This is a genomic window from Kitasatospora sp. MBT63, from assembly GCF_000710465.2.
GTDB lineage: Bacteria > Actinomycetota > Actinomycetes > Streptomycetales > Streptomycetaceae > Kitasatospora.
The window spans coordinates 3,522-14,775 of sequence record NZ_JAIZ01000776.1; the positions used below are offsets into that span (position 1 = coordinate 3,522).

Consider the following 11,254-nt stretch of genomic DNA (forward strand, 5'->3'; position numbering starts at 1 on the left):
CTGCCCGGGATGTCACGATCCGGTACGTATCGGGGCCTTGCGGAGCGGGGGTAGGTCGTACGCCGGGTGGGGGACATGGGACGATGTCCCGCATGCCAGCAACGCCGACGCCGAGTGACCGGGACGGACGCTTCACCCGTCCGGACGCCTCGATGTCCCTGCTGACCACCGTGATGGACCACAGCCTGGACGACGGGTACGCCGAGGCGGCCCGGGCCCTGGGGGTGGAGGGACGCAGCCGGCTGCCGTCCTCGCTGCGCGGCCGGCTGACGCTGGCCCTCGGGCTCGCCCTGGCGGCGACCGTGGTGACGGTGGGGGCGGTGACCTCGCACGAGGCCGAGCCGACGCTCGCCAAGGAGCGGGACGCGCTGGTGCACCGGATCAAGGACGCGACCGGCGGGGCGGACGGTCTGCAGCGCCAGGTCGGCGACCTGCGCGACCAGGTCGACACGGCCCAGCAGGACGCGCTGCGGGCCGGTGGGGACGGCGGACTGGCCGCGCTGGCGGCCGGGACCGGCACCGGTGAGATGACCGGTCCGGGGGTGAAACTGGTGATCGAGGACGCCAACAGCTCGGCCGGCGGCGGCAACATCAGCAACCCGCGGGACGCCGATGGCTTCCGCAACTCGGGCCGGCTCAGGGACCACGACCTGCAGCTGGTGGTGAACGGCCTCTGGCAGTCCGGCGCGGAGGGCGTCTCGGTCAACGGGCAGCGGCTCACCGCGCTGTCCGCGATCCGGGCGGCCGGCGACGCGATCCTGGTCGACAACCGGCCGCTGGTGCCGCCGTACACCGTGCTGGCGATCGGGGACGGCGCGAAGCTCGCCAAGACCTTCCAGGACAACGAGGCCGGCCGGTACCTGCGGATCATCGAGGACAGCTACGGCATCAAGTCGAGCCTGTCGGTGCAGAAGAAGCTGCAGCTGCCGGCGGCGCTGGGCGTGACGCTCCGCTTCGCCCGGCCCGACGTGCCCGAGGCCTCGCCCTCGCCGTCGGCCGCCGGATCGTCCTCGCCCCCGGCATCGCCGTCGCCCTCGCCGTCCCCGTCGCCCTCCGGTTCGCCTTCGCGATCCGTCACACCGCCCCCGGCGAAGTCGACGAAGGCCGCCAAGCCGTCCGGCACCAAGAACGCCACCGCATCGTCCACCGCAGGGACAGGAGCTCCAACACCGTGATTGCCGTACTGGGTCTCGTGATCGGCGTGGTCGTCGGCCTCTTCGTGCAGCCGGAGGTCCCCGACGCCGTGGTGCCCTATCTGCCGATCGCGGTGGTGGCGGCGCTGGACGCGGTGTTCGGCGGCGTGCGGGCGATGCTGGACGGGATCTTCAACGACAAGGTGTTCGTGGTCTCGTTCCTGTCGAACGTGGTGGTCGCGGCGCTGATCGTGTTCCTGGGCGACCAGCTCGGGGTCGGGTCGCAGCTGTCCACCGGCGTGGTGGTGGTGCTCGGGATCCGGATCTTCTCCAACGCGGCGGCCATCCGCCGGCACGTGTTCAGGGCGTAGGGAGCGCAAGGCGTGGACAAGGACGACAAGCGCGGCGTACGGCCCGACCTGCCCGATGAGCTGCCGGGCGAACTGCCGGGCGAACTGCCCGAGGATGGCGCGGACCGGGATCCGGAGCACCGGCCGGACCGGCCGGAGCCGGATCGGGTCGAGGCCGTGGAGGCCGCCGGGAGCGGGCCGGGTGCGGGGACCGAGGAGGTCCCGGAGGCGGAGCCGTCCGCGGTGTCCGCGACCGCCGAGCCGTCGGATCCGTCGGAGCCGGTGGTGAAGCCAGTGAAGCCGGTGCGGTCCGAGCAGCCCGTGCAGTCCGTCGGGCCGGAGCAGCCCGAGCAGCCGGAGCAGCCGGGGGCGCCCGAGGAGTCCGGGGCCGACACGCCCGGGAAGCAGGACGAGTCGGGCGGGCCGGACGTGCCGGACGCGGCCGCCGACGGGCGTAGGCGGCTGCGGTCCGCACTGTGGCCGCTGCGGATCTCCCGTGGCCAGCTGGTGGTGGCCGTACTGTTGTTCTCCCTCGGGTTGGCGCTGGCCATCCAGGTCAGGTCGACCAACGACCACGATCAGCTCCGGGGCGCCCGTCAGGAGGATCTTGTCCGGATCCTCGACGAACTGGACAGCCGTCAGCAGCGTCTCCAGCAGGAGAAGACACAGCTCGAGCAGTCCATGGCCCAGTTGGAGAACTCCTCCAACCAGGCCAAGGAGGCGCAGGAGCAGACCAGGAAGAAGGCCGCGGAGTTGGGTGTGCTGGCCGGTACGGTCAGAGCGACCGGCCCGGGGATCGTACTGACCATCGATGATCCCCAAGGGCAGGTGAAGGCAGATATGCTGCTGGACACCCTGCAGGAACTCCGAGCGGCGGGGGCGGAGGCGATTCAGATCAACGATGTTCGAGTGGTGGCGGGTACCTACTTCACCGACGCGTCGTCCGGTGGCGTGCAGATCGACGGCAAGGATGTGTCGCAGCCGTTCCGGTTCACCGTGGTCGGCAATCCGCAGGACCTGACGCCCGCCCTGAACATCCCGGGCGGCGTGGTGCGGACGCTGGAGAACCATCAGGCCCGCGCCACCATCACCCAGCAGCAGAAGGTCGTCGTCGACGCTCTCGCGGTGCCCAGGCAGTTGCAGTACGGCAAGCCGGCGGCGAAGTGACGGGGCGGATTCCGGACGCGTCGTCAGTTCCTGTCAGGACCCGGTGGCGGCCGACCGTGGACGGTCGGTCACACTGGGACACAGCACTTGCTCGGTACCGGCCCGATCTCGGGTGCACGTCCGTTCCGAGCTTCTCACCCTGCCCCGCGGGCGGGTCTGTCACACACAAGGGGATTCGCCCGTGAGTTTCTTCGCAAAGCTCTTCGGCCGCAGCAACCGTCGCGACGTGGCGGTCGAGGCGCCCACGGCGCGGCACCGCCGCGACGAGGAATCCGGCGTCCCGGGCATGCGGCCCGCGCCGGAGGCGGACCAGTACGCGGCGCAGCAGCGCCCGATGTTCCGCGAGGACAATGCGACCCAGGGCGCGGGCATCCCCACCGACGGCTTCGGTACGGCGTACGGCGCGTCGGTTGATTCGGCGGGCGCCGCGCGCATAGGTTTCCCGACAGGACCCTCAACCTCTGGTGGAGGGTTCGCCCCGGATCCCTACGCCGGGCACGTCCAGCCGGGTGTGCCGCGCCAGGAGGCTGTGAACATGGCCGGCTCCGCTCCGTGTCCGCGCTGCGGCAACCAGAACCCGGTGACGGCCCGGTTCTGCTCGAACTGCGGTACGCCGCTGCGGGCCGGGGTGCACCCGGAGGGGGCGGCCGAGACCACCTCGACCATCACCATCTCGGGGCTGGAGTCCTACGACCCGAACGCCACCAGCACCGGTGCGACGCCGGCGCTGTCGCCCGAGGTGCTGGCCGCGATCGACGCGCTGCCGCCGGGCTCGGCCCTGCTGATCGTCCAGCGCGGTCCGAACTCGGGCAGCCGGTTCCTGCTGGACTCCGACGTGACCACGGCGGGGCGCCACCCGCAGGGGGACATCTTCCTGGACGACGTGACGGTCTCGCGCCGGCATGTCGAGTTCCGCCGCCGTCAGGACGGCGGCTTCTCGGTCGCCGACGTGGGCAGCCTGAACGGCACCTACGTCAACCGGGAGCGGATCGACGAGGTCGCGCTGAACAACGGCGACGAGGTCCAGATCGGCAAGTACCGGCTGGTGTTCTTCGCCGGCCACTACCGGGGGTACTGACCACGACTTCGGCTGGAGCCCGAGTGACCGCTAACACTCCCACCCTCGTCGGCTCCTCGCCCGTGCCCGCCTCGCGGCGTACGGGCGAGGCGCGGCGGCGGGGCGACGAACGTTCGAGCATCGGCGCCGTACTGGCCTTCCTCCGGGACGACTTCCCGGAGGTGACCATCTCCAAGATCCGTTTCCTGGAGGCGGAGGGCCTGGTGGAGCCGCAGCGGACCCCTTCGGGCTACCGGAAGTTCAGTGCCGCGGACGTCGAGCGGCTGGCGTACGTGCTGCGGATGCAGCGGGACCACTACCTGCCGCTGCGGGTGATCCGGGAGCACCTGGACGCCATCGAGCGCGGTGAGCAGCCGCCGGCCCTGCCGACGCCGGAGAACCGGCCCGGGCCGATGGAGGAGGCCGACCGCGAGCTGGTGGCCGCGGCCTCGTCCGGGCTCGGTGTCCGGCTGGGCCGGGCGGAGCTGCTGGCGGCGGCCGAGGCGGGGGAGCCGGAGCTGGCCGAGTGGGAGTCGTACGGGCTGGTCGCGGCGGGCCCGGACGGTGGTTTCGACGGTGAGACGCTGCAGATCGCCCGGCTGGTGGCCGAACTCGGCCGGTACGGCCTGGAGCCGCGGCACCTGCGGGCGATGAAGGCGGCGGCCGACCGGGAGGTGGCGCTGGTGGACCAGGTGGTCGCCCCGCTGCGGCGCCACCGCAATCCGCAGACCCGGGCGCACGCGGAGACGACGGCGCGGGAGCTGGCCACCCTGTCGGTGCGGCTGCACGCGGCGATGGTGCAGGCCGGGCTGCGTGCGAAGGCGTAGTGCGGTGCGAAGGCGTGGTGCGGGCCCGGGGCGGGTTCCGGTGGTGCCGGCGGGGGAGCGGGTGCGGCGGGAATCGGCCAGCGCGGACCGGCTGCGCTTTCATATCGGCGGTGTGGGCCATAGGGTTGCCATGTGAATGAGCTCGACGTCGTGGGTGTCCGGGTGGAGATGCCGTCCAACCAGCCGATCGTGCTGCTGCGGGAGGTCGGGGGCGATCGGTATCTGCCGATCTGGATCGGCCCGGGAGAGGCGACCGCGATCGCCTTCGCCCAGCAGGGCATGACGCCGGTGCGGCCGCTGACGCACGACCTGTTCAAGGACGTGCTGGACGCGCTGGGCCACCAGCTCACCGAGGTGCGGATCAACGACCTGCGGGAGGGCGTCTTCTACGCCGAGCTGGTGTTCGCCGGCGGGGTCGAGGTGAGCGCCCGGCCGTCGGACGCGATAGCGCTGGCGCTGCGGACCGGTACGCCGATCTACGGGAGCGAGGAGGTCCTCGCCGAGGCCGGGATCTCGATCCCGGACGAGCAGGAGGACGAGGTCGAGAAGTTCCGCGAGTTCCTGGACCAGGTCTCGCCGGAGGACTTCGGGGGCCAGCAGTAGGGGTGCCGGGGTGGCCCGGCCGGTCGGTGTCCGGTGGGTTCTCCGGGTGCTGATTCCTTATCCGCGGTCGGGGGTGTCCGCAAGTCGTGGAGGGCCGAGCCCGTGGTCCTGCCCAGGTTGGGGCCACGCAAAACCACTCGGTTGAGTGATATTGGCGGTGACCCTCGGCGTGGCGATCGTTGACGGGTCTCTGGCGACTGCTTACCGTCAGGGATGGCTCCGCTTGGTTGGGCCACCCGGGGCCGGGACGGCCCGTACCAGCAGTGGACGGAGGTTGGCATGAGCGGCACCGGCGATGATCTGGCCGCCGGGGGCCTGTGCGCCGTGCACCTCCCGCGCAGCGGGCGCAGTCTCATCCCGCGCCCCTGGAGTGCCGAGACGGCCCAGGCCCCGGAACCCGAGCTGCCCAGAGTGGGACGCTTTCCCGCCGTGCAGGCGGGCCAGCCGGCGATCGAGCGGCTGGCGCCGACCTCGGCGCTGGTGGGCTACCGCGGGCCGACGGCCTGCGCGGCCGCCGGGATCACCTACCGGCAGCTGGACTACTGGGCGCGGACGGGCCTGCTGGAGCCGAGCGTGCGGTCGGCGTACGCGGCGGGCGCGCAGCGGCTGTACAGCTTCCGCGACATCCTGATGCTCAAGATCGTCAAGCGGCTGCTGGACGCCGGGGTGTCGCTGCAGAACATCCGGGTTGCCGTGAGCCACCTGCAGTCCGCCGAGCCGGCCGACTTCGCGGGGCTGACCCTGATGTGCGACGGCGCGACGGTGTACGAGTGCACCTCGCCGCAGCAGATGGCGGACCTGCTGGGCCGCGGCCAGGGGATGTTCGGCATCGCGGTCGGCGCGGTCGGCAAGGAGCTCGAGGCGTCCCTGGGCCGCCTGCACGGCGAGCGCACCGACACCGGGGAGACCCTGGTCGGGAACGACCCCATGGACGAGCTGGCGCAGCGCCGCAACCGCGCAGGCTAGGCTGCCGGGAGTCGACCGCGAGAGGCCCGGACGGGGAACCGTCCGGGCCTCTCGGCGCGTCGGGGCAGGTGGATCGATCAAGGTACGGATCAGGGCGGGGGCAGGACCGGCATGAAGGTGGCGATACGGCGCCGGGCGGAGCGGACCCCGGGGGAGGCCCGAACCCCGGCCGAGGCCGGGACCTCGGCCCGGGCGGCCCGGGCGTCCCGGGTTCGTCGGGTGCCGGCCGCGCTGCTGCGCAAGGTCCGGCTGCCCCGGGTCCGGGTGCCGAGGGCCGGGAGCAAGGCCGGGCGCAGGCGCTGGTTCCAGGCCGGTGTGCTGCTGACCGTGGTCGCGACCGGCCCGTCCACCTGGCTCTGGCTGGGGGAGAGCGACCGTGTGGGCACCGTGGCGAGCGCGCCGAGCGCCCCGGTGGCGGTGGTGTTCGGCGCCGGTCTGTTCGACGGCGAGCCCTCGCCGTACCTGGCCCACCGGCTGGACGCGGCGCTGGCGCTCTATCAGCAGCACAAGGTGCAGGCGATCCTGGTGACCGGTGACAACAGCCGGACGGACTACGACGAGCCGGACGCCATGCGGCACTACCTGATCCAGCGGGGTGTACCGGAGATCCGGGTGGTGGGCGACTACGCGGGCTTCGACACCTGGGACTCCTGCGCCCGCGCGCGGCAGATCTTCGGGGTCGACCGGGCGGTGCTGGTCAGTCAGACCTTCCACGTGCGCAGGGCGCTGGCGCTGTGCCGGGCGGCGGGCATCGACTCGTACGCGGTCGGTGTGGACGAGTGGCACGACGCCACCTGGTTCTACGGCGGACTGCGGGAGATCCCGGGGGCGGGCAAGGCGGCGCTGGACGCCTGGCTGCGGCCCGACCCGCAGTTCCTCGGCCCGCGCGAGGCCGGGGTCGACCGGGCGCTGGCGGACGCGGCGGCGGGCTGAGCCGGCCGTGGCGGCCCCGCCCGGGCGGTTCGAGTGCCGGCCGTCCCGTGGCTCGAACGGAATGTCAGAGCCCTGCGGGATGATCGACGGGTGCGGACAGTGCCGAGCATCATCCACCTCGACATGGACGCCTTCTTCGCCGCGGTGGAGCAGGCGGCCAAGCCGAGCCTGCGCGGCAAGCCAGTGGTGGTCGGCGGGCTCGGCGGCCGCGGGGTGGTGTCCACCGCCTCCTACGAGGCGCGCAGGTTCGGCGTGCACTCGGCGATGCCGATGGCGCAGGCACGCCGGCTCTGCCCGAACGCGGCCTTCCTGACCGGCCGGTTCGAGGCGTACCGCTGGGCCAGTGACATCGTGATGGGCCTGCTGCGCGAGCGCTCGCCGCTGGTCGAGCCGCTCAGCCTCGACGAGGCCTTCGTGGACCTGGAGGCGGGCCCGTACGGTCCGGCGCTGGCCGCGGCGGGCCCGGCCGAGGGGAACGAGCTGGTGCTGGCGCTGGCGGAGGACCTCCGGGCCGACATCCTGGAGCGGACCGGCCTGACGGCCTCGGTGGGCGCGGCGGGGTCGAAGCTGATGGCGAAGATCGCCTCGGAGCAGGCCAAGCCGGACGGCCTGGTGCTGGTGGAGATCGGCTCGGAGCAGGCGGTGCTCAGCCCGATGCCGGTCCGCGCGCTGCCGGGCGTCGGTCCGGCCACCGAGCAGGTGCTGCGCCGGGTGGGGCTGAGCACGGTCGCCGATCTGGCGGCGGCGGGGCTGGACGAATTGGTGCAGCTTCTCGGCCGGGCGCACGGGGCCGGGGTGTTCCAGATGTCGATAGGTCTCGACGAGCGGGCGGTGGTCGCGGACCGGGACGCCAAGTCGGTCTCGGTCGAGGACACCTTCGAGGTCGACCTGGCCGACCGGGACCGGATCATGCACGAGATCGACGTGCTGGCGGCGCGCTGCGTGGGCCGGCTGCGGGCGACCGGACGGTCGGGCCGCACGGTGGTGCTCAAGGTCCGCCGCTTCGACTTCTCCACCCTGACCCGCTCGGAGACGCTGCGCGGGCCGACCGACGACCCGGAGGTGATCGCCTCCACGGCCAGACGGCTGGCGATGCAGGTGGACACCACGGGCGGGGTCCGGCTGCTCGGGGTGGGGGTCGCCCAGCTGGCGGACTACACCCAGGAGGACCTGTTCGCGCAGGCGGTACGGGAGGCCGCCGAGGCGCACGAACGGGCACAGGCCCAGGAGCGGGCCGAGGCGCAGGACGCCGGTGTGCCCGCCGTGCCGCAGGCGGACCGGGAGGCGTCGGCCGCCGAGGCGGAGCCGGAGGCGGTGCGCCGCTGGTGGCCGGGCCAGGACGTGACGCACGAGGAGTACGGCCCGGGCTGGGTGCAGGGCAGCGGGGTGGGCCGGGTGACGGTCCGGTTCGAGACCCCGGACAGCCCGCCCGGGCGGGTGCGCACCTTCTCGGTCGACGACCCGGCGCTGGCGCCCTCGGCCGCCCTGCCGCTGCGCTGAGCCGACCTCGGGCCGAACTGCCGCTGCCCCGAGCCGGCCTTGTGCCGGGCCGCCGCTGCGCCGGGCCGCCGCTGCGCCGGGCTGTCGCTGTGCCGGGCCGCCGCTGCGCCCGCCTCGGGTTGGACTGCCCGGCGGGGTGCGGGTACGACGACGGCCCCGCACCCGTCCAGGTGCGGAGCCGTCGGTCGGCCGGGGCCGGGGTGGTCGCGATGCCCTCGTCGACCCGCCGGGGCCCGGTCTCCTCGCGCCCCGTCCCGAGCGCGAGGGGGACGCCTCGTCAGGCGTCGGTCTTGGCCAGCTCGGGGCTGGTGGCGGCCGCCTCGGTGGGCGTGGTGGCCGGCTTGATGGTGCGGATCGCGAACGGTACGGCGGCGGCGATCAGGCACATCACGCCGGCGGTCCAGAACGCGTGCTTGTAGGCGTCCAGGGTGGGCAGCAGCACCGGGATCGGCAGGCCCTTGATGGTGTCGCCGGTGAGGATGGCGCCCATCACGGCGGTGCCGACGGCGCCACCGACGGTGCGCAGCACCGCGTTCATGCCGTTGGCGATGCCGCTCTGCTCGATCGGCACGGCGCCGTTGATGTAGGCCGGCATCGCGGCGTAGGCGAGGCCGACGCCGAGGCCGAACACGGCGGAGGCGGTGTAGATGTCGCCCTCGGCGCTGTGGCGGACGGCGAGGTAGACCATGGCGGCCGCGCCGAGCACGCCGCCGAGCACCAGCGGCAGGCGCGGGCCGCGGCGGGCGATCAGCAGGGCGCCGACGGGAGCGGCGATCATCGAGCCGATTGCGGACGGCAGCAGCATGACGCCGGCGTGCAGCACGGTGGCGGTGAAGCCGTAGTGGGCGAGCTTCTCCGGGGTCTGCGCGAAGTTGCTGATCACCAGGAAGGAGCCGTACATCCCGAAGCCGATCAGCAGGCCGGAGATGTTGGTGAAGGCGACGGCCGGGCGGGACATCATCTTCATGTCGACCAGCGGGTGGCTGACCTTGGTCTCGATGATGATCCAGACCAGGGCGACGACGGCGGCGACGGCGAACAGGCCGAGGGTCTTGTTGGAGGTCCAGCCCCAGTTGTTGCCCTGGCTGACGGCGACCAGCAGCGCGGACAGCCAGCCGGCCAGGGTGAGCGCGCCGAGCGGGTCGGCGCCGCCCTCCTTGTCGATGACCGGGTCCTTGGGCACCCGCAGGGCGACCAGGGCGACCGCGATCAGACCGAAGATCAGGCCCATCCAGAAGATGGACTTGTAGCTCCAGTGCTCCAGCAGCAGGCCGGTGGCGACCAGGCCGAGGCCGCTGCCGACGCCCATCGAGGCGCTGATCGCCGCGACGCCGCCGGTGACCTTCTCCCGGGGGAGTTCGTCACGGACGATGCTGATGGCCAGCGGCAGCACGCCACCGCCGGCGCCCTGCAGGACGCGGGCGACGACCAGCCAGGTGAAGGAGTGGGTGCCGACCGCGAGCGCGGAGCCGGCCACCAGGCCGGCCAGCGAGACCAGCAGCATCGGCTTGCGGCCCCGCAGGTCGCCGAAGCGGCCGAGCAGCGGGGTCAGGACGGCGGCCGAGAGCAGGTTGGCCGTCATCAGCCAGGTGATGTTGGAGCCGGAGACGTTCAGTTCCTTGGCCAGCGAGGGCAGGATCGGGACGACTGCGGTCTGCACCACGCTGAACGCCAGCATGGCCAGCACCAGGGCGGGGAGCACCCGGGCACTGGTCGGCTTGTCGGCCGTGATGGTGGGCTGAGATGCCTCACTCACGGTTCTTCCTCCGGTTCTGGCTGCCCGAGCTCAGTGCTTCAGGCGAGAGATAGTGAATCGAATGAAGTAACCATGCCGCTCAATAGTTCACTGTGTCAAATATCGATCGCTGAAGCTTCGGCAGCGCGGAGGTCCCGCCCCCGCGGTGGCGGGGACGGGACCTCGGTGGCGGGCGGGCGGCAGCGGACCGCGGCGGCTCAGGACGGCCGCAGCGGCTCCGGCCGCAGGGACTCGGCGGGCCGCTGCACCGGACCGACCGGCGGCGGCACCGGAGGATTCGTGGCGGACGTGCTGTCGTGGATCTCCACCTGCTCGCGGCGGAGTTCCTCGCGGATCACCTCCTCCTCGGTGTACCGCTCCACCACCAGGCGGACCCGCTCGATCGGGGCCAGGTACTTGCGCACCACCGCCCGCTCCTCGCGCAGGGTCACCTCCTCCATGCCCTCGACGATCTCCTGCTCGGTCAGCGACGCGCGCTCCGCCTCGGTCACCGGCACCCGCTCGACCCGGACCCGCTCCCGGACCACCGGCACCTTGCGCTCCACCGGCTCGCTGGTCACGTACTTGCGCAGCCGCGCGGTCCCCAGCACGTGCCACTCGGTGGTGATGTCCAGCCGCTCCTCGCGGCAGGTGATCTCCACCGGCCCGCTCGGTGCGCTGGACGCCGGGCCCGAGGGCTGCTGCGCCGCGCCCGGCATCCTGGTGTCGCCCTGGGCGTCGTGGTGGTTGGACGGCTGCGGGGCGGCGGACTGCGGCGCGCCGTGCTGGGTGGTCGCCTGGTGGGCGGCCAGCGGGGAGCCGAGCTGCATGGTCGGGGGGTCCTCGGCGGGCGCCGCCTGCGGCGCCGCGGCCGGGGCGGGGGCCGGTGCCGCCACCGGGGCGGCGGCGTGCGGGGCGAACGGCGCCGCGTTGGTCGCACTCGGCTCGGGCGCGGTCATCGTCTGCGGCGAGGGGGAGACCTT

General features: G+C 73.0%; 11 protein-coding genes. 9 read left to right on the top strand and 2 right to left on the bottom strand.

Annotated features, from left to right (window positions below; genetic code table 11):
* The first annotated feature begins 92 nt into the window (after positions 1-92).
* The 9 genes from AA75_RS40160 (at position 93) to AA75_RS40200 (ending at position 8,536) form a co-directional block, all read left to right on the top strand.
* Complete coding sequence (locus AA75_RS40160; RefSeq protein WP_359894473.1) at positions 93-1,175, top strand: DUF881 domain-containing protein; 1,083 nt, start codon at positions 93-95, stop codon at positions 1,173-1,175.
* The gene (locus AA75_RS40165; protein WP_033825430.1) at positions 1,172-1,504 is read left to right on the top strand and encodes a small basic family protein; all 333 of its coding nucleotides are present in this window, start codon (positions 1,172-1,174) and stop codon (positions 1,502-1,504) included. Before AA75_RS40160 ends, AA75_RS40165 begins: the two co-directional genes overlap by 4 nt.
* 12 nt (positions 1,505-1,516) lie before the next feature.
* Positions 1,517-2,650 (top strand): DUF881 domain-containing protein, encoded by a 1,134-nt coding sequence (locus tag AA75_RS40170; RefSeq protein ID WP_368666635.1) that lies wholly within the window; start codon positions 1,517-1,519, stop codon positions 2,648-2,650.
* Positions 2,651-2,831: 181 nt separating this feature from the next.
* Positions 2,832-3,728, top strand: a complete 897-nt coding sequence (locus AA75_RS40175) for an FHA domain-containing protein (protein ID WP_033825431.1) — start codon at positions 2,832-2,834, stop codon at positions 3,726-3,728.
* Between the two features lie 62 nt (positions 3,729-3,790).
* Positions 3,791-4,534: a MerR family transcriptional regulator gene (locus AA75_RS40180; RefSeq protein ID WP_033825448.1), complete on the top strand. Its 744-nt coding sequence runs from the start codon at positions 3,791-3,793 to the stop codon at positions 4,532-4,534.
* A gap of 132 nt (positions 4,535-4,666) precedes the next feature.
* Positions 4,667-5,137, top strand: a complete 471-nt coding sequence (locus AA75_RS40185) for a bifunctional nuclease family protein (RefSeq protein WP_033825432.1) — start codon at positions 4,667-4,669, stop codon at positions 5,135-5,137.
* Between the two features lie 279 nt (positions 5,138-5,416).
* Entirely contained in the window at positions 5,417-6,103 is a 687-nt protein-coding gene (locus AA75_RS40190; protein ID WP_033825433.1) for a MerR family transcriptional regulator, read from the top strand.
* A gap of 234 nt (positions 6,104-6,337) precedes the next feature.
* Positions 6,338-7,036 carry a vancomycin high temperature exclusion protein gene (locus AA75_RS40195; protein ID WP_033825449.1) on the top strand — a complete coding sequence of 233 codons (699 nt, stop codon included), beginning with the start codon at positions 6,338-6,340 and terminating at the stop codon, positions 7,034-7,036.
* A 90-nt stretch (positions 7,037-7,126) separates the two neighbouring features.
* Positions 7,127-8,536, top strand: a complete 1,410-nt coding sequence (locus AA75_RS40200; protein ID WP_033825434.1) for a DNA polymerase IV — start codon at positions 7,127-7,129, stop codon at positions 8,534-8,536.
* A gap of 277 nt (positions 8,537-8,813) precedes the next feature.
* On the opposite strand, the gene AA75_RS40205 is transcribed toward AA75_RS40200, so the two are convergent.
* Both AA75_RS40205 and AA75_RS50450 read right to left on the bottom strand, forming a co-directional pair.
* Positions 8,814-10,292: an MFS transporter gene (locus tag AA75_RS40205; protein WP_033825435.1), complete on the bottom strand. Its 1,479-nt coding sequence runs from the start codon at positions 10,290-10,292 to the stop codon at positions 8,814-8,816.
* 197 nt (positions 10,293-10,489) lie between these two features.
* Positions 10,490-11,254 (bottom strand): YsnF/AvaK domain-containing protein (locus AA75_RS50450; RefSeq protein WP_199520534.1); only part of this gene is annotated, 765 nt, incomplete at its 5' end.